The 18,325-nt window shown below is 61.0% G+C and carries 15 protein-coding genes; 7 read left to right on the forward strand and 8 right to left on the reverse strand.

Annotation, left to right across the window (positions count from 1 at the left end; genetic code table 11):
- Positions 1-177 precede the first annotated feature (177 nt).
- Positions 178-1,122 (forward strand): LysR family transcriptional regulator ArgP, encoded by a 945-nt coding sequence (locus HDE75_RS13725; protein WP_183677140.1) that lies wholly within the window; start codon positions 178-180, stop codon positions 1,120-1,122.
- A gap of 85 nt (positions 1,123-1,207) precedes the next feature.
- A complete protein-coding gene (locus HDE75_RS13730) occupies positions 1,208-2,194 on the forward strand; it encodes an alpha/beta hydrolase (RefSeq protein WP_183677139.1) in 987 nt (328 codons plus the stop codon).
- A 127-nt stretch (positions 2,195-2,321) separates the two neighbouring features.
- Here HDE75_RS13730 and HDE75_RS13735 read toward each other — a convergent pair whose 3' ends face one another.
- The 8 genes from HDE75_RS13735 to HDE75_RS13770 form a co-directional block, all read right to left on the reverse strand.
- Complete coding sequence (locus HDE75_RS13735; RefSeq protein WP_183677138.1) at positions 2,322-2,963, reverse strand: phasin family protein; 642 nt, start codon at positions 2,961-2,963, stop codon at positions 2,322-2,324.
- A 297-nt stretch (positions 2,964-3,260) separates the two neighbouring features.
- Positions 3,261-3,575: a hypothetical protein gene (locus tag HDE75_RS13740; protein ID WP_183677137.1), complete on the reverse strand. Its 315-nt coding sequence runs from the start codon at positions 3,573-3,575 to the stop codon at positions 3,261-3,263.
- A gap of 20 nt (positions 3,576-3,595) precedes the next feature.
- Entirely contained in the window at positions 3,596-3,967 is a 372-nt protein-coding gene (locus tag HDE75_RS13745; protein ID WP_221291857.1) for a VOC family protein, read from the reverse strand.
- A gap of 111 nt (positions 3,968-4,078) precedes the next feature.
- Positions 4,079-5,344 carry a YVTN family beta-propeller repeat protein gene (locus HDE75_RS13750; protein ID WP_183677136.1) on the reverse strand — a complete coding sequence of 422 codons (1,266 nt, stop codon included), beginning with the start codon at positions 5,342-5,344 and terminating at the stop codon, positions 4,079-4,081.
- A gap of 74 nt (positions 5,345-5,418) precedes the next feature.
- Positions 5,419-6,324 (reverse strand): creatininase family protein, encoded by a 906-nt coding sequence (locus HDE75_RS13755; RefSeq protein WP_311735127.1) that lies wholly within the window; start codon positions 6,322-6,324, stop codon positions 5,419-5,421.
- Between the two features lie 224 nt (positions 6,325-6,548).
- A complete protein-coding gene (locus HDE75_RS13760; RefSeq protein ID WP_183677135.1) occupies positions 6,549-8,189 on the reverse strand; it encodes a methyl-accepting chemotaxis protein in 1,641 nt (546 codons plus the stop codon).
- Between the two features lie 96 nt (positions 8,190-8,285).
- Positions 8,286-9,416, reverse strand: a complete 1,131-nt coding sequence (locus tag HDE75_RS13765) for a patatin-like phospholipase family protein (protein WP_221291858.1) — start codon at positions 9,414-9,416, stop codon at positions 8,286-8,288.
- Between the two features lie 309 nt (positions 9,417-9,725).
- Positions 9,726-10,682: a LysR family transcriptional regulator gene (locus tag HDE75_RS13770; protein ID WP_183677134.1), complete on the reverse strand. Its 957-nt coding sequence runs from the start codon at positions 10,680-10,682 to the stop codon at positions 9,726-9,728.
- A gap of 106 nt (positions 10,683-10,788) precedes the next feature.
- Between HDE75_RS13770 and HDE75_RS13775 the strand changes: the two genes are divergently transcribed.
- The 5 genes from HDE75_RS13775 (at position 10,789) to HDE75_RS13795 (ending at position 18,307) form a co-directional block, all read left to right on the forward strand.
- Positions 10,789-12,333, forward strand: coding sequence for an MFS transporter (locus tag HDE75_RS13775; RefSeq protein WP_183677133.1), 1,545 nt, complete (start codon positions 10,789-10,791; stop codon positions 12,331-12,333).
- Between the two features lie 230 nt (positions 12,334-12,563).
- On the forward strand, positions 12,564-13,784 hold the full coding sequence (locus HDE75_RS13780) for a maltoporin (RefSeq protein ID WP_183677132.1): 1,221 nt from the start codon (positions 12,564-12,566) through the stop codon (positions 13,782-13,784).
- A gap of 425 nt (positions 13,785-14,209) precedes the next feature.
- Positions 14,210-15,223: a substrate-binding domain-containing protein gene (locus tag HDE75_RS13785; protein WP_183677131.1), complete on the forward strand. Its 1,014-nt coding sequence runs from the start codon at positions 14,210-14,212 to the stop codon at positions 15,221-15,223.
- A gap of 282 nt (positions 15,224-15,505) precedes the next feature.
- Positions 15,506-17,146, forward strand: a complete 1,641-nt coding sequence (locus HDE75_RS13790; protein WP_183677130.1) for an alpha-glucosidase — start codon at positions 15,506-15,508, stop codon at positions 17,144-17,146.
- A gap of 63 nt (positions 17,147-17,209) precedes the next feature.
- Positions 17,210-18,307 carry an ABC transporter ATP-binding protein gene (locus tag HDE75_RS13795; protein WP_183677129.1) on the forward strand — a complete coding sequence of 366 codons (1,098 nt, stop codon included), beginning with the start codon at positions 17,210-17,212 and terminating at the stop codon, positions 18,305-18,307.
- Positions 18,308-18,325 lie beyond the last annotated feature (18 nt).

An 18,325-nucleotide genomic window follows, 5' to 3' on the forward strand; every position in this document is an offset into this window, starting at 1 on the left:
CGCCCGCTCTCGGCCGGCAAACGCTCGGCAGAGCAATAAGAATGGTGTGTGGACGGTACGGCGGAGCCTGGTGTCCAGGCTGCGCGGCAATGTGGAATGTTTATCCTATGACGCTAGTGTAAAGAAAATGTAAATATAAGTATAATGAATGATTCTAACCATACATAAGAGAAACTTATGCGCGTCGTGGACTACCGGGGCCTGGCTGCACTCGATGCCGTGATCGGCTTGGGCAGCTTTGAAAAGGCGGCGCAGGCTTTGATGATCAGCCAGCCGGCCGTGTCGCAACGCATACGCACCCTGGAAAACCTGGAAGGCACTTTACTGATCATCCGCAGCCAGCCGCCCACCCCGACCGAGGCTGGCCAGCGCCTGATCGCCCATTACCGGCAAGTCAAGCTGCTCGAAGCGGCGCTCGACGCCCAGCCTGGCCCCACCACGCAATTGCCGGAACTGGCCATCGCCGTCAACGCCGACAGCGCCGCTACCTGGATCCCGGAAGCGCTGGGGCCACTGCTGACGCCGCCGTCCTGCCTGCTCGACATCCGCCTCGACGACCAGGACCATACCCTGAGCCAGCTGCGCGAAGGACGCGTATTTGCCTGCGTCACCAGCGCTTCCGACCTGGTGGCGGGCACGACGGCAACACCGCTGGGCGCCATGCGCTACCTGTGCGTGGCCTCGCCCGCGTTTGCCGCGCAATGGTTTCCCGATGGATTTACGGTAGAAGCCGTCAGCCAGGCGCCAGCCATCACTTTTGGCAGCAAGGATGCGCTGCACGAACGCTACCTGGAGCACCGCCTGGGCTACACAGGCCGCTACCCTCACCATGTACTCGGTTCCGCGCGCGACTTCGTGCGCTTTATCGAAGCGGGCTACGCCTATGGCATGGTGCCGCTGCTGCAGGCGGAAAATGCACTGGCCAGCGGGCGCTTGATGGACGTGGCGGCGGGCCAGGCACTCGACGTGCCCCTGACCTGGCACGCCTGGGACATCCAGACGCCGCTCACGCGCACCTTGTCGGACGCGGTGATCGCCACAGCACGCAAGTGGCTGCTGCAAAATGGCTCGACCCTGACAGGACTGGCCGGAGTCACGGAGACCGAGGCAGGCCAAGCCTGAAGTCATTGCCAGTGCGTCGATAGTGCGCGCGCAAAATACGCCAATTGTCTTACACTAGTGCAACCATCCTACGCCGGAGAACACCATGACGATCGCGCGCACCGCCCTGTTCTCCCTGCTGGCCATGATCCCGCTGGCCGCTGGCCTGGTCGCCTGTTCGCCGCTGACGGCGATTAACGCCATGTCATCCGGCAGTGCCTCGTGCGTGACGCCCGATATCGCTTACGGACCGCTGCCACGGCAAAAACTCGATGTCTACGCGCCAAAAAACCATGCCGGCCCGGTACCCGTGGTGGTCTTTTTTTATGGCGGCAACTGGGTTTCGGGCGAGCGCAAGGATTATGCCTTCGTCGGCCATGCGCTGGCATCGCGTGGTTATCTTGCAGTGATCGCCGACTATCGCTTATACCCCGATGTGCATTATCCGGAGATATTGCAGGATGCGGCCCGCGCCGTGGCCTGGGCGTCCGTGGAGGCGGGCCGCTACGGCGGCGACACGACACATTTGTTCGTGATGGGGCATAGTGCGGGCGCCTACAACGCCGCCATGGTGGCGCTCGATCCCAGCTTGCTGGCGCGCCACGGCATGCGCCCTCAAGACTTGAGCGGCTGGATAGGCCTGGCTGGCCCCTACGATTTCTTGCCGATCGAAAATCCCACTACCCGCCCGGTGTTCTTTTTCCCGGAGACGCCCGCTTCTTCGCAACCGATCAATCATGTGACAGCCGACGCGCCACCAGCACTGCTGATCGCGCCCCAGCCCGGCAAGGACAAGCTGGTCGATCCGCAGCGCAATACCGGTGGCCTGGCGACCGCCCTGCGCGCCCAGCAACGCCCCGTCACGGAAATCTACCTGGACGGCGTCAGCCATACGACCCTGGTTGCCTCGCTGGCCAGCCCCCTGCGCATGCTGGCGCCCACCCTGGACAGGGTCAGCGCCTTTATCGATCAGCTCAGCCGTCTGCCTGCTGCAAAAGAGCCGCAAGATACAGTAGATGCACAACAGCAGCGGCAAAATCCAGGACAAGCTGCAGCAAACCCTGCCTTTAACGTAAAAACGCCCATCCGGTAAGGGACGGGCGTCGTGCTGCACATCGCAATCAAGCAACGCTTACGAACCTGGCGAACTCAGCCAGCTTGGGTCTCGGTCCCCAAGGTAGCCAGGAAAAACGGATCGTAAGAACCTTGCTCCTTGCTACTTACTCTTTGCGGCCGGTGCTGCCGCTGGTTTTGCCTTGCGCTGCACTGCCAGCGGTATGCGCGGCGCCAGATTCAGCGCTGCCCGACTGCTGGCTACCCTGGTGGGTCGCGCTTTGCAGGCTTTCGCCGGCGCGGCTTTGCGTTTGGCCCTGCGCACCGCGCTGGTCACGGCTGCTGCCGTTTTGGAAAGCCTGGAACGGTTCAGAGATACGCTGAATCGCGTCTTGCTGCTTGCGCACGTTTTTCTCTGTTTCTTCGGAAGCCGTACGCGCCACTTCTTCGGCCAGTACTTTGGCCGTGCGGCTCGTTTCAGAAATATGTTTCTCTGCCACGCTGGCCAGGTCAACTTGCGCATCTGCCGCCAGGCGCGATGCCTGTTGCTGATAAATACGCAATTGCTCGGCCACCGGCTGGCCGGAAGCAGCTGCCACCTGGAAAAGATCTTCCGTGCGGTCAACCGTGAGCAGGTTTTGGCTGGCTATTGTGGATTCTTCCAGCAAGCCTTGCGCAAATTGCAGGTTCAGGTCGCTGAATTGCTGCACCGAACGGAACAGCGATTTCGAGATGCCGTTGAAAAACGACAGTTGCGCTTCCAGATGGCTTTTGGCAGCAGGGCTGACACTACGTGAATATGGATACATAGAATTTCCTCATGAAAGTGCGGTGGAATGAAAAACCTGTGCGGCCAGGCACTGCAGCGATGTGAAGCTAAACATTCATCAAACAGGCTTGGCCGCGCTACGCGAAGAACATATCCGTTTTGGTGGAGAGATGCTTTGCAACGCGAATTCCAAGGCTACGTGAGCACCGATCAGGAGGGATGATATGGATCAAAGGTGTGAGAAGTGGGGGGCAAAATAAGAGCACAGCCCTGCCGTTAAGCAATTTGCTGCAGGCTATCGCCACCAGGAAAGTCGAGCTACTTACTCAGGAATATATCAGGCAACGCGTGCGTAACCACGGCGCCGCAGCGACGCCGCCAGCCAGCGGTTGCCATACCAGCCGCGCGCCAGGAAATAGCCCAGTTCGGCGACCAGCACCAGCAGCATCAAGGGGAAGATACGCAGGTTGACAGCCAGCTGGCTGCCAAACCACAGGCAAGCCTCGACACCCAGCATGGGTAGCAAAAACCACCAGCGGCGTTTGGCGACCGCCCACAGGGGACCAAGAAAGAAGGCGGGCCAGGAAAAGCCTTCATGCACATAGGCATAATGCCCGGCAGAGTCCATCAGCAATGCGGTGTTGCGCTTCATCGTCTCAGTGGCTTCAGGTTTCAGGCTTCCGGGGCGTGGCAAACGGCTTCGATATTGTGGCCATCGGGGCCGATGACGAAAGCGCCGTAGTAATCAGGGTGATAGATGGCGCGGATGCCGGGTGGACCATTATCCTTGCCGCCGGCGGCCAATGCAGCCGCATAAAAGTCGCGTACCTGGGCCCGGTTGGCAGCCTTGAACGCCAGATGCATGGGCGTATGCGGCTGGGCGCCAGCGCCGAACCAGAAGTCGGGCTTGCCATCCTTGCCGTAGCCCACCCAGCCATGCACTTCCGTCACCAGGCTAACACCCAAGGGGGCCAGGGCGGCCGAAAAAAATGCCTTGCTCGCCTGCGTATCGCTGACGTTCACACCGATATGATCGAAAATCATGAGGAATATTTTGCAGTGGCCCAGGAAGAACTGCAGTATGCCGCAAGCTTATAGAACAGACAAGCAAATGCGGCAGGCCTGATACAAAACAGACCTGCCACGCATTGCTGTTTAACGCAGGTTACCGGTGTGACCCAAGGAGTAGCGGCCCGGCTGCGGCCAGACGGTCAAACCGTGCGGCTCCTGGCCCACTTTCACTTGCGCTACGGAGCCATTGTTCGTGTCGATGCGGTAAACCACATCGTCGAAGCGGCCCGACAGCCACAGGTACTTGCCATCGGCGCTGACGTTGCCCATATCAGGGCTGCCGCCGCCCGGGATCGGCCATTGCGCGACCACTTTTTCGGTGGCGAAATCGATCACGCTGACGCTGCCCTTGCCCTTGCGCTTGCCGTGGATGCGGTGCGTGCCACGATTGGCTACGTACAGCTTCTTGCCGTCGCGGCTAGGGTACAGGCCGTGCGTGCCCACGCCCGTCTGAATGAAGCCGATTTCCTTGAGGGTGGCGCCATCGACCACGTGCACGCCATCGGCGTCCATGTCAGCGATGAAAAATTTCTTGCCGTCAGGCGAGATGCGTATGTCTTGCGGCATGCCCTTCTTGACGCTGCAGATTTCATCGGCAGGGCCGCCCACGGGGCCAGACTCGGCGAAACGCTTGCTCGGCATCTGCAATTTCAGATAACCATCGACCTTGCGCTCCACCATGTCGATCTTGGCGATGGTACCGTCGAATTCGCAGGTAAAGATAGCGTAGCGGCCATCGTTCGAGAAATCGGCGTGGTTGATACCGCCGCACTGCGGCGTATCGATGGAGTACTGCACGGCCATGGTCTTCGGATCCCTGAAGTCCAGGCGGTGGCGCGCTTCGGCCACCACGATGGCCGACTTGCCATCCGGCGTGTAATACATATTATAAGGATCGTCGACCGGCACTTCCTTGCCCGGCTTGCCCGTCAAGGGATCGATCGGCGTCAAACTGCCCTTGTTGGTGCGCTCGGCGTTATTCGCCACCCACAAAGTGCGCAAGTCCCACGATGGCACGACGTGCTGCGGGCCGCTGCCGACCTTGAACTTGTCGACCACTTTCAGGCTTTCCTGATCAATCACATACACATCGTTCGAGCGCAGGTTGGGTACATACACGCGGTGCAGATGGTCCTTGACCACCGGGCTCATATTGCTGCTACCGATGCTGCCATACACGTTTTTAGGATCGACCAGTGGCGGCATGCCGGGCAGTGGCGAATAAGCTGCAGCAGGTGCGGCCGGGGCTGGTGCACTGGCACCGATGACCTGGCTGGCGACGCCGAGCCCAAGAGCGGCCGCGGCAATGGCGGATAATGTGACGATAGTGCGTCGTTGAGGTTTTTTCATGGATTTTCGCATGTTTTCGTTGCAAATACCGGCACGTTAACAGACGGCCGGCGTGGTATCAGTGTGTAGAATGTTTAACGTTCCAGCAATTTCTTGATCGCCGCCACCGAAGTGTCGACCTGCAGCTTGACACCGATCTCGCCCAACTCGGCAGTCGCCCGCGTGGCGTCGCCGCGCACGCCGTCCGCCACGCCAGGCTTGGGACCGTGGGCCAGGGCCTCGCTGCGCACCAGCGACGGATCGGTCGCCAGCATCAGCGCCGCATCCGCCAGGCCTGCGTGCAAGCCGATCTCGGCATTGCTATAGCCACGCTTCTGCAATTGCGCAATATACGCCGTTTGCGTAATGTCATAGTAATCGAGCAAGGCGTGCGCGCGCGCATCGCTCGCAGCCGGTTTCATCACGGCCGACTTGCTCCAGGCGTGATTAAGCTTGTTGGCCACGTTTTGCTCATTCTTTTGGTAACCGCCATGGTCGCCCACAAAGACGATGTCACGGAAACCATGCTGGCGCAAACTGGCTGCCGTGCCTTCCAGCAGTGCTTCGAAAGCGGCTGGCGGTATCGAAATCGTGCCCGCATGGCGCATATGGCCGGCCGGTGGATTAATACTGCCTTCCGGCACGTAGGAAACGACGGGGGCGACAATGGTATTGCCCAGCTTTTGCGCGATCTGGCGCGCCAGGATGCCGGCGCGCACATTGTGCTTGCCCAAGGCAATATATGGGCCGCTTTGCTCCACCCCGCCGATCGGCACGATCACCGTAGTGGCGCCATGGTCGATACGGGTCCGCAATTCGGTACTGGTCAAGTCTTCCAGCATCACGCTATTGCTGGCGGAAGCCGCCATGACGGGAGTGCTGACGATCAGACAAGACAAGCTCAGGGCCAGCATGGCGCCCACGGCTTTGAATGGGAATAGGGGCGCGCATGGCGCAAGGGTAGCGGGGGGCGCGATGCGCAGAGGCAACTGCAGTGTCATAGGCAAACATCTTTCCGTGATCATCAAGGGTGACGCCGTGCCTGGCTGAACCAGGCAAGCTGGCTGCCACGCGGGAATTGTATTCCATCGAGACAGGATCGGCACGTTAATTTGTCGCACTGCTTGATTACGGGAAACTGTTTTGCAAGGACGATAAAACAAAGGGCCGGAATGCTGCGGCATCCGGCCCCAAGCCTTACACTATCAATAGATTAACCGATTCATTAACCGAGCATGCGGCGGGAAGGCGACGGCAGGCGGCGCGCAACAGCGGAGGCTGCAGGCAATCCGCCAGCCACTTTCAGGCCTGACTGCTTGGCTTCGCCACGCAGGCGGAACACGGCCACCACATCGACCAATTCCACCGCGCGGTCTTGCAGCGAGGCAGCGGCAGCGGCCGCCTCTTCCACCAGGGCCGCGTTTTGCTGCGTGACCTGGTCCATTTGCGAAATGGCCTGGTTGACTTGTTCGATGCCGGCGCTTTGCTCGTGGCTGGCGTTGGCGATGTCGCCCATGATGTCAGTCACGCGCTTGATGCTGGCGACGATTTCTTCCATCGTTGCGCCCGCTTCATCGACCAGCACCGTACCGGCATTGACCTTATCGACCGAATCACCGATCAAGTCCTTGATTTCCTTGGCGGCGGCTGCCGAGCGTTGCGCCAGGTTGCGCACCTCGGTTGCCACTACGGCAAAGCCACGGCCCTGCTCGCCTGCGCGGGCTGCTTCCACGGCCGCGTTCAGCGCCAGGATATTGGTCTGGAAGGCGATGCCGTCGATCACGCCGATAATGTCGGCAATCTTCTTAGCCGACTCGTTGATCGACCCCATGGTGCCCACCACCTGCGCCACCACCGCGCCACCCTTGCGGGCCACGTCCGAGGCAGACACAGCCAGGGTATTGGCCTGGCGCGCATTGTCCGTATTCTGGCGCACGGCCGAGGTCAGCTCCTCCAGGCTGGATGCGGTTTCTTCCAGCGACGATGCCTGCTGTTCGGTACGCACGGACAAGTCTGCATTGCCGGCTGAAATCTGCGCGGCTGCCACGCTGACCGTATCGGCCGAAGCGCGCACAGTGGCGATCACTTCCACGATGCGGTCGAGGAATTTATTGAAGGCGGTCGCCGTGCGGCCCACTTCATCCATATTGGCGACCGGCATGGCAGCCGACAGGTCCAGCGAAACGCTGACTTTTTCCAAGGTATGCTGGATATTGCCCAGGCCGCCGCTGATGGTGCGGTAGATATGCAAGGCCAGTGCGCCCGTCAGCAACACTGCCACGCCCAGTACGGCCAGCATGGTGTTGAAGGCCGTATCGTAAGCGTCCAGGCTTTCGGCCTTCACGTCATCGACCAGCTTGTTGTTATAAGCCAGGTGGTCGTCCATGCTTTTTTTGGCGGCAGCGGCCGTGATGGCCAGCGGCGTGCCAGCGAGCAAGGTGGCGCGCACGCCATCCATATCGCCTGCGTAAGCGGCGGCAAAGAATGGTTTCAGGGCCTGGCGATACGCTTCCATGGCGGCCTGGTCGGCGTCGAGCATCTTGCGGTCGGTTTCGTCATAGATGCGTTCGGCGCGGTACTTGGCGATGATGTCGTCGAAGTCCTTGTTGGCGGCAGCCAGTGCATTGTCCAGCGCCGTCTTGTCGGCCAGATTGGAAAACACGGACAAACGGTAGCCGGCCAGGCGCGAATCGGCCAGCGAAGCCTTGGCGGCATGCAAGCCCTGGATGCTCGGAATGATGCGGTTCTGCACGGTGTCAAAGCGCTCCTGCGAGCGCTGCAGCTGCCATGCGCCGCCGGCGCCCAGCAATAGCAAGGCCAGCAAGGCGATGGTCAGGGTCAGTATAAGTTGCTTGGTGATATTCATTGATGTACTCAGCAAATGGAAAAAGCAGCCCGCAGCGTCATGCCGGGCTGCAGGGCCTGGCAAGGCCAGGTACTACATACGATCCGCTATGCGCGATCAGGCTGCCAAAGGAGCGGCGGCGTCCTCGGTATCGGGGCGGCGCAGCAAGTCGCCGTGTTCGCGGGCAAAGGCGATGCCCGCCTTGTAGCCCACGTCGAACAGCAGCTGCATGTTCGAACTGGACCAGTCGAGCGTGTCGGGCCAATGCTCTTCCGGAATGCCGCCCATCAAGTCCAGCTTCAGCAGGCGGCGCTTGGGCTGGCCTGTGCGCGCATCCGTGTTGTGTTCCAGCTCGAACAAACGCATCTCGCTCTTGGAAATTTTCACCAGCGGCGTGATGATCGAGCGTACCCAGGCGTCATACAGGTTGCGCGGTTTGCGCAGCAGGCGCTCGTCGCCCAGGATATCGAGGATGACCAGGGTATCGGCGTCGTGATGCTCGCCCTTGCCTTCGATGAAGGGATCGAAATTGAGCGTATCGAGCGCGGCGCCTTCGATGTAATCGCTGCCATCGATGGTGGTCGGTGCATACAGGAAGGGGAACGACAGGGCGGCGCGCACGTGCTCGGGGCCGATTTCATGCTTGCCCCAGTTTTGCATGCGATGCTCGCTGAGGTTGTAGGCATTGATATAGAACTGGGGACGCATGCGCGCCACGCCGGAAAAATCCACGGCTTTTTCCAGGAAGGGCAAATGCGCGCACAAGCCCAGGCTTTTCATCGACAGGTCCGATGGCGACAGCGAGGACATCATCAACTTGCCCCAGTCCGACCAGACGCCAGGCGCGCTCGCAAACGTTTGCTGGATCGCCTGAAAAAAAGGATTGTTGGCCGGTGGCTGGAAGGCGTCGCGGAAAGTGCTCGCCTGCATGCCCGGTTTCTGGAAAATCTTGTAATTGATGGGGATCATCTTGTAGATGCTGTCGGCTACCCCCGTATCAGCCCAGCTTTGCAGCGCCTGGCGCGGCGTGGCGGCATGCGGCGTGGTGTAAAGCAGGCCCATCAACACACCGGCGCCGGATGCAGAAATGACGTCAAAATCGATACCCTCATCCACAAAAGCGGCCAGCGCGCCAGCGATCAAGGTCGAATTTGGTGCACCGCCACCTAACAGTAAACCTGTCTTGCGTGCCACTTGCTGTTTTTTTTGCGGCGCCGCCTTGGACGGCGTTATCGTTACTGTTTTCATGCACTCTCCCTGAGTAACGGTACCAGGCTCACACCCGTGACTGACGGTTACAATGATGGTTACTGCTGCTGTATTTTCAAATTCCCACTACTTTGCCGCAAGGCATCGTGTGCGTGTTCCAACAACTATAATGTTGCCGAAACAGATATGAAATTAACATAAATAAATTCCATATGGCAATTTAATTAACGTATAAGTGATATTCATGGAAACTATAAGTAGCAACTACGCGGCTTCGCGTGGTGCATCGCAGCAAAACTAAATCATCAGGGAGTAGGAATTTTCCTCAACTTGTAGGAAGAATCTTCATCAGGAACTTGGTCCAGCGTCCGCAGCAGCATGGAAATTGGCAGGGCGCGGGCCACGCGCAGGGCCGGAAAAGTGCAAATGCGCCGACAGGAAGTCAACAAACACGCGTAACTTGGGCGACAGATGGCGGCTCGAAGGCCACAGTATCCAGAACTTGCTGGCGTGCCGCAGATACTCGCCGAGCACGGCTTGCAATTCGCCGCGGGCGATCGCGTCCTTGACGAGAAAATCGGGCAGGTAGGCCAGGCCCACGCCCTGCGTGGCGGCGCCGATCAGGGCTTCGATATTATTGCAGGTGAGTACAGTGCGTAAGCGCAACTCGCCCTCCTGCCCTGGCGTGCGGAACAACTGCCACTCCTGCAATTTACCCGTGCTGGGGAATTTATAGCGCACGCAGCCGTGCTGTTCCAGATCACGCGGCATGGCCGGCACGCCGTGGCGCGCAAAATACGCGGGCGCACTGACGATGGAAAAGGCAAACGGCCCCAGTTCACGCGCCATCAGCCGTGAATCGCTGAGCACGCCACTGCGTACGGCCACGTCAATGCCCTCAGCCACCACATCGACCAGGCGGTCATTGAAATCCAGGTCAAGCTCGATCTCCGGGTATTGCTGCGTAAAATCGGCCAACAGCGGCAAGATGAAACGGTAGCCGATCACGGGCAGGCTGACCCGCAGCTTGCCGCGCGGCGCCTCGGTCAGGTGCGACAGTTCCGCCTCGGCATCGCCCAGATCGGCCAGGATGCGCTGGCAGCGCTCGTAAAACAGCGCGCCCTCATTGCTGAGGCTAATGCGGCGCGTGCTGCGGTTAAGCAGGCGCACGCCCAGCTTTTCTTCCAGCCGCGCCACGCTCTTGCCCACTGCCGAAGCCGATACGCCCAGCAGCCGCCCAGCGGCGACAAAGCTGCAGGTTTCCGCCGCCCGCACAAAGGCGCTTATGCCGTTCAGATTATCCATCGCCCACCATTCGAGATTATTTGTCCGTTATGACTGGATTTTCAGCCACTTTTTCCCTGATTGGAGCCATATTATCATGGCACACCCTCTTACCGGACCCACTCCCATGAACACGAACCTAGCCGAAACCTCCGCACGGCGCGCCCTGGTGCTGGCCGCCGTCTGCCTGGCGGCGCTGTGCATGCCGCTCAGCTTTACAGGCCCAGCCATCGCCATCCCTGCCATCGCCGCCGAACTGCACGGCAGCCCTTTGGCGCTGGCCTGGATCTCGAATGCCTTTATGCTCAGCTTTGGCGGCTGTCTGATGGTGGCCGGCACCCTGGCCGACCGCTATGGCCGCAAACGCGTATTTCTAATGGGCATGAGTTTGTTTGGCGCCGCCACCCTGTCACTGGCGGTAGCGCCCAGTATCCTGCTGCTCGACGTGCTGCGCGCCGTGCAGGGCCTGGCGTGCGCCATGGCCTTATCCAGTGGCCTGGCGGCGCTGGCGCAGGAATTCGACGGCAGCAGCCGCGCGCGGGCCTTTAGCCTGATCGGCACGGCATTCGGCGCCGGCCTGGCTTTCGGCCCCTTCCTGGCCGGCAGCGTAATCGACCATGGCGGTTGGCGCAGCCTGTTCCTGATCACTGCCGCCGCCGGCCTGACTGCCTTGCTGATCGCCGCCCGCACCATGAACGAATCGCGCGATCCGCAAGCGGGCAATGTGGACTGGGCCGGCGCCCTGAGCTTCACCAGCGCCCTATCACTGTTTACCTATGCCTTGCTGCAAGCGCCGCACAGCGGCTGGAGCAGTCCCGCCAGCCTGGGCCTGCTCAGTGGCGCCGCCCTGTTATTGATCAGCTTTGTCGCCATCGAACGCCGCAGCGCGCGGCCCATGCTGGACCTGTCCTTATTCCGCCTGCCCGCCTTCGCCGGCGTGCAACTGCTGGCGGCCGCCCCCGCCTTTTCCTTCGTGGTACTGCTGGTGCTGCTGCCGGCCCGCCTGATCGGTATCGAAGGCTATACCTCGTTTCAAGCGGGCGGCATGATGGTCGCGCTGTCGGCGCCCATGCTGGTGCTGCCCATGCTGGCCAGCCTGGCCGCCCAGCGCATCAGCGCCGCCCACATCTGCTGCAGCGGCTTGCTGCTGACGGCGGCCGGCTTGCTGTGGCTGTCGCAATGTGCGCCGGGTCTGCCGGCAACCAGCTTGCTGCCGCCCTTGCTGCTGATCGGCTGCGGCATCAGCCTGCCGTGGGGTTTGATGGATGGCCTGGCCGTCAGCGTAGTGCCGACGGAGCGTGCAGGCATGGCGGCCGGTATCTTCAATACAACGCGCGTGGCGGGCGAAGGCATTGCGCTGGCCATCGTCAGCGCAATGCTGGCCGCGCTGGCGTTGGCTGCCCTGCTCTCTGTGCCCGGCATCGACATGCAGCAGGCAACGCTGGCCGCCCCCTTTCTGGCGATCGGCGAACTGCAGCATGCCGGCACACTGCTGCCGCAACTGGATCTGGCGGCACTGGCGCAAGCCTATGGCACGGCTTTCCGCCACTTGTTATATGTGCTGGCAGCCATCACCATCGCTTCGAGCTTGCTGCTGCTGGCTTTCCTGCGCCATCCGGCCAGTGCTGACGAGACGGCAGCACCACTGCCTGTTTGCGATACATCTTCCTGATCCCTCCCGATACGGCGGCGCTTTGGCGCCGCTGCCCCACTTTACCGCCTTCCCGCCGCTACGCTTTCCAGCAACACGCATCATCTTTCCATAATTAAAACAGTTTACTCATCAAAGCGCTTTGAATTACAATCAAAGCGCTTTGAACAATATCCAAAGCGCATTGGATTTGCGTGACTGTGCAATGACGTCCGCGCCAATGACACACCTATAAAAATACTGGAGATAAGATGAAACAACACTTCTTGAAAGCCTTGCCTGCCGCCCTGGTGATGGCCTTGAGCGCTACGGCCGCCCAGGCCGCCCTGCCCATCGATTTCGGCGGCTACCTGCGCTCGGGTTTCGGCACCAGCGGCGAAGGCGGCAAGGAATCCTGTTTCGGCCTGGCTGGCGCCTCGTCCAAATATCGTCTGGGCAATGAGTGCGAAACCTACGCCGAGCTGAAATTTGGCGGCGAAGCATTCAAGGCAGCCAATGGCACGACCTTCCGCATCAACACCCTGGTGGCGTTCTCCGTCAACCAGAACCAGGACTGGGAACAATCGGACCCGTCATGGCGCGAAATCAATGTGGTGGCCGACAAGATCGGCACGGGCATCCTGGCCGACGCGCGCGCCTGGGTCGGCAAACGCTATTACGACCGCCAGGACGTACACATCACTGATTACTACTTCTGGAACAATAGCGGCCCGGGCGCCGGCCTGGAAAACATCGATCTCGGCCCCGCCAAACTGGCGTACGCCATCATCCGCACGGCCGACGAAAAAGACAGCAAGCGCATGGCCCTGTCGCATGATTTTCGTTTTTCCGGCATCAAGGTCAACCCGGATGGTGAACTGACCGTGGGTCTGCAGTACAACCAGAAACGCAACGCCGCGGGCGCCGACCCCATCGCCAGCGGCCATTTGCTGACCTTCATGCATACGCAAGGCAATTTGCTGGGCGGCTATAACAAGGTCGCGCTGCAGTTTGGCAAGGGCAGCGCCGCCAACACGGGCGGCGCCACCCTGGGCGCCACCAGCAATGACAAGGTCACGCGCCTGACGGAACAACTGATGATACAGCCGAAAGGCGCCTGGTCGGGCATGGCGACCTTGGTCTATGAAGACAGGCAAACAGCCGGCGCCAGCAGCAAATGGACCTCGCTGGGCGCGCGTCCTGTTTACAACTTTACCGACAACTACAGCCTGGCGGTGGAACTGGGCCACGACAGGGTCAAGCCGGAAGACGGCGAAACCCGCCAGCTGACCAAGCTGACTATCGCCCCGCAACTGGCGGCCGGCCCCAGCTTCTGGTCACGCCCCGTACTGCGCGCCTTTTATACCTACGCCAAATGGAACAAGGCAGCCCAGGCAGCGGCCGCTGCAGACACGGCGCTGTCATCGACGGGGGTATTTGGCGGCAAGACCAATGGCAGTTCCATGGGTTTCCAAGTGGAATCCTGGTGGTAAGAGCATCTGAAAAACGCCCATGGCGGCGTTGCAAGGGCTTGCCGTACTAGCGTACTGCCTGCGCCCTTGCGCCTGGCCCTGAACGTTTTATCAGACGCTCTTTGTTGAAAATTTCAAACACTGGCCAGCGCCCTTCGGACGCGGGCCTCTGGCAGTAGCACCGCCACATTTAGGGGCAGGCAGTAACCGGAATCAGCATCGCGCCGCTGCACGCGATGGCCGGCAGTTACATGTAGTGCACAGCAATCCTCTTTTAACGCGGGCGCCTTCGGGTTAGCCCGCGTATTTTTTTGCGCTGTCACCACTCGCTGGCTGCAGCACTACGGCCAGCCGCATTTATCAGATAAACTAAGCAACATCGCTCCGCGCCGCACCCTACTTAACGGGCGCTGGCAGCGGCAAGACTCACCCCAGACGCAGCATCCATGAACCTCAAAAATCTCGCCAAAACGCTAGGAATTTCCGAAACCACTGTCAGCCGCGCCTTGAATGGCTATCCGGAAGTGAGCGAACGCACGCGCGAACGGGTAATGGCCGCCGCGCAGGCAGCCGGCTACCGTCCCAATCCCATGGCGCGCAGCCTGGCCGTAGGGCGCACGAATATCGTCGGCATCATTTATCCGCTGATGCCGAACGACCTGGCCGACCCCATGTTCATCGAGATCGTGGGCGGCATGTCGGAAGCGCTGGAAGCGCAGCAGATGGACATGATCATCGCGCCCGCCTCGGCCAGCAAGGAATTCCACACCTATGAACGCATGGTCACGGGCCGCCGCATCGACGCCCTGGTGGTCGGGCGCACCAAGCCCTACGACGAGCGCATCGCCTACCTGGCGCAGCAGGGCCTGCCTTTTGTGGCGCATGGCCGCACCCAGCTGAACCAGCCGCACGCCTGGTTCGACTACGACAACGAGGCCGGCATGCGCCTGGCCGTCGAGCGCCTGCTGTCGCTGGGCCACCAGCGCATCGGCCTGATCAGCGCCACGCCGGACCTGAACTTCGTGCGCCAGCGCGTGGACAGTTTCCGCAACGCCATGCAGGCCGGCGGCCTGGCCGTCGATCCTGACAACCTGGTCGACAACGCCCATGACCGCCGCGCCGGCTACCAGGCCATGCAGCGCCTGCTGGCCCGCGCGCCCCGCCCCACGGCTGTCATCGTCGACAATCATATGTCGGGCGTGGGCGCCGTGCGCGCGCTGCTCGACGCCGGCATCGCCATCGGCAGCGAGATGTCGCTGATCGTCTGGGGCGTGATGGAAGATTCACTGGCTGGCCACAACGTCACTACCGTGGTCCAGCCCGACCCGCGCGGCGCGGGCGCAAAGATGATTCAGATGCTGCTGGCCCTGATGGACGGCACGCCCGCCACCGAGCTGCAGGAATTGTGGCCGTGTGAACTGCTGCCTGGCGAGTCGGCGGGGCGTGTAGCCAGTAGCTAAATTCTGCACTGGCCTGGTAGCAGAAATCCGGGGCCAGTCACTGCGTGATCGGAATGTGTTCCATTGGAAGGCATTCCCCCGCCTGGCCTGACCCCAGCCGTTGCCCCCACCTCCGATACAAATTCTCGACTTCGATTTGCATATCGCTTTACTTTTCAAAGCGCTTTGAACTATACTTATTTCAAACTCAAAGCGCTTTGAATTTAAAATAAGACGCCAGCCGACCAACCAGCAGCGCTCGCCCTGATAGCCGATGCTACAGGCAACTTATAGAAATCATCCATGCCGACCATCCCAAACAATACCGCCAACCTTCCCGCCGACTGGTGGCGCAGCGCCGTCATTTACCAGGTCTATCCACGCAGCTTCCTCGACAGCAATGGCGATGGCGTAGGCGACCTGCCCGGCATTACCTCCAAGCTCGATTACATCGCCGCCCTGGGCGCCGACATCGTCTGGATTTCGCCCTTCTTCACCTCGCCCATGAAAGACTTCGGTTATGACGTGGCCGACTATTGCGACGTGGACCCGCTGTTCGGCACCTTGGCCGACTTCGACCGCCTGGTGGCCCGCGCCCACGCACTGGGCCTGAAAGTGATGATCGACCAGGTGCTATCGCACTCGGCCGACAACCATCCCTGGTTTGTGGAAAGCCGGACCAGCCGCGACAATCCGAAAGCCGACTGGTATGTGTGGGCCGACCAGAAACCGGACGGTACGGCGCCGAACAACTGGTTGTCCGTATTTGGCGGTTCGGCCTGGCAATGGGAACCGCGCCGTGGCCAATACTACCTGCATGACTTCCTCGCCAGCCAGCCCGACCTGAACTTCCACAACCCGGCCGTGCAGCAGGCGCAACTGGACAATCTGCGTTTCTGGCTGGAGCGCGGCGTCGACGGTTTCCGCTTCGATTCCTGCAATTTCCCTTTCCACGACGCCCAGCTGCGCGACAATCCACCAGCGCCTTTGCGCGATGCCCGTTCGGTGTCGGCCGTCAATCCCTACGGCATGCAAGCCCACGTGTACGACAAAACGCAACCGGAAAACATCGCCTACCTGCAGCGCGTACGTGCCGTGCTCGATGAATACCAGGCCATTTCCATCGGTGAAATCGGTACCGATGACGCGCTGGCGGCCATGGCCGACTACACCTCGGGCGGCGACAAGCTGCACATGGCTTACAGCTTCAACCTGCTGACGGAAGAATTCTCGGCCGCCCACATCCGCACGCAAGTCGAGCAGTTCGAAGCCAAAGTGGCTGACGGCTGGGCTTCCTGGTCTGTCGGCAACCACGACAGCGTGCGCGTGATGACGCGCTGGGGCGGCCAGCAGCCCTCGCCTTCGCTGGCCAAGGTGGTGCTGGCGGTGCAAGTGGCGCTGAAGGGCACGCCTTGCCTGTACCAGGGCGATGAACTGGCCCTGACGGAAGCGGACTTGCCATTCGAAGCGCTGCAAGACCCGTATGGCATCCCGTTCTGGCCGCAATTCAAGGGCCGCGACGGTTGCCGCACGCCGATGCCCTGGGTGGCGGGCGCGGCGCACGGCGGGTTCAGCACCGCCCAGCCGTGGCTGCCAGTACCGCCGGAACACCTGGAACGAGCGGTCGACGTGGAAGAACAGGATGGCGATTCGCCGCTGCGTTTCGCGCAGAATATCCTCGCCTGGCGCCGCACCCAGCCGCAATTGCTGAGTGGCGAAATCCACTTCTTCGACGCGCCAGAACCGGTGCTGGCCTTCCGCCGCGATTTGCCGGGCCACCGTACCGTGCTGGCAGCCTTCAACCTGGGCACCGAAGCGGTGACGTTTGACTGGCCCGCCGCAGCGCAGGCAGCTGAGCTGACCGGTCACGGCCTGCCCGCCAGCCAGCAAGGCGCGCAGATCACCCTTCCCGCCCATGGAGGCTGGTTCGGCACGCTGGCTTAAGAACGCCAATTACAATAATGAGCCCCGCGTTTCAGCGGGGCCGGATTGAAGACGAGGGACACAATGGCAGGACTGAAATTAGTTGGTTTGAAGAAGGCATACGGCGACGTGCAAACCCTGCACGGCATCGACCTGGAGATCGCCGATGGCGAATTCATGGTCTTCGTGGGACCATCCGGCTGTGGCAAATCCACCTTGCTGCGCAGCATATGTGGCCTGGAAGAAATCAGCGGTGGCGACTTGTATATCGGCAAGACACGCATGAACGAGGTGCCGCCCGCCAAGCGCGGCATCGCCATGGTGTTCCAGAGCTACGCCCTGTACCCGCACATGAGCGTGGCGCAAAACATGGCCTTCGGCCTGAAGCTGGCCGGCATGAGCAAAATCGAGATTGCCGACGCCGTGCAGCGCGCAGCGCAAATCCTGCGCATCGAACCATTGCTGGAACGCAAGCCCAAGGATTTATCGGGCGGACAGCGCCAGCGCGTGGCCATCGGCCGCGCCATCGTGCGCAAACCCGAAGTCTTCCTGTTCGACGAACCGCTGTCGAACCTGGACGCCTCCTTGCGCGTGCAGATGCGCATCGAACTGGCCAATCTGCACCGCGAATTGCGCTCCACCATGATTTACGTCACGCATGACCAGGTCGAAGCGATGACGCTGGCTGACCGCATCGTCGTGCTCAACGCGGGCCGCATCGAGCAGGTGGGCGCGCCCCTGGAACTCTACCACCACCCTGCCAACCTGTTCGTGGCCGGCTTCCTCGGTTCGCCGCGCATGAATTTCCTCAAAGGCAAAATCAGCGGCCATGCGGATGGACTGGCTACGATTACTACCGCCGCTGGTGGTCTGCTGCAGGCTGCCCTGACCCAGCCATTGGCCAATGGCGCATCCGTCACTGTCGGCGCGCGGCCAGAACACGTGCAGGCCTGCACTCCAAGCACAGGCAAGCCGGACAACGGCAGCATCAACGCCACAGTACAGGCGGTGGAAAAACTGGGCGACATCAGCTATCTGTACGTGCAAGTGCCCGCTGGTGATGAGCCGCTGGTGGTACGCGCCGATGCCGATACGGACTGGTCCATCGGCCAGCAAGTGGCGCTGCAAGTGGCGGCCAGCCGGGTCCACGTATTCGACGAACACGGCCAGGCTTGCACCTGATCTTTACGGACCAGGCGC

The sequence above is a fragment of the Janthinobacterium silvisoli genome, assembly GCF_014200725.1.
Lineage (GTDB): Bacteria > Pseudomonadota > Gammaproteobacteria > Burkholderiales > Burkholderiaceae_D > Janthinobacterium.

Bases quoted from the DNA above. Each gene is read 5' to 3' on its own strand.
- HDE75_RS13725 (WP_183677140.1), top strand. From the start codon at position 178: ATGCGCGTCGTGGACTACCGGGGCCTGGCTGCACTCGATGCCGTGATC.
- HDE75_RS13750 (WP_183677136.1), bottom strand. From the start codon at position 5,344: ATGAAAAAACCTCAACGACGCACTATCGTCACATTATCCGCCATTGCC.
- HDE75_RS13740 (WP_183677137.1), bottom strand. From the start codon at position 3,575: ATGAAGCGCAACACCGCATTGCTGATGGACTCTGCCGGGCATTATGCC.
- HDE75_RS13760 (WP_183677135.1), bottom strand. From the start codon at position 8,189: ATGAATATCACCAAGCAACTTATACTGACCCTGACCATCGCCTTGCTG.
- HDE75_RS13790 (WP_183677130.1), top strand. From the start codon at position 15,506: ATGCCGACCATCCCAAACAATACCGCCAACCTTCCCGCCGACTGGTGG.
- HDE75_RS13730 (WP_183677139.1), top strand. From the start codon at position 1,208: ATGACGATCGCGCGCACCGCCCTGTTCTCCCTGCTGGCCATGATCCCG.
- HDE75_RS13795 (WP_183677129.1), top strand. From the start codon at position 17,210: ATGGCAGGACTGAAATTAGTTGGTTTGAAGAAGGCATACGGCGACGTG.
- HDE75_RS13745 (WP_221291857.1), bottom strand. From the start codon at position 3,967: ATGATTTTCGATCATATCGGTGTGAACGTCAGCGATACGCAGGCGAGC.
- HDE75_RS13780 (WP_183677132.1), top strand. From the start codon at position 12,564: ATGAAACAACACTTCTTGAAAGCCTTGCCTGCCGCCCTGGTGATGGCC.
- HDE75_RS13775 (WP_183677133.1), top strand. From the start codon at position 10,789: ATGAACACGAACCTAGCCGAAACCTCCGCACGGCGCGCCCTGGTGCTG.
- HDE75_RS13735 (WP_183677138.1), bottom strand. From the start codon at position 2,963: ATGTATCCATATTCACGTAGTGTCAGCCCTGCTGCCAAAAGCCATCTG.
- HDE75_RS13765 (WP_221291858.1), bottom strand. From the start codon at position 9,416: ATGAAAACAGTAACGATAACGCCGTCCAAGGCGGCGCCGCAAAAAAAA.
- HDE75_RS13755 (WP_311735127.1), bottom strand. From the start codon at position 6,324: ATGACACTGCAGTTGCCTCTGCGCATCGCGCCCCCCGCTACCCTTGCG.
- HDE75_RS13785 (WP_183677131.1), top strand. From the start codon at position 14,210: ATGAACCTCAAAAATCTCGCCAAAACGCTAGGAATTTCCGAAACCACT.
- HDE75_RS13770 (WP_183677134.1), bottom strand. From the start codon at position 10,682: ATGGATAATCTGAACGGCATAAGCGCCTTTGTGCGGGCGGCGGAAACC.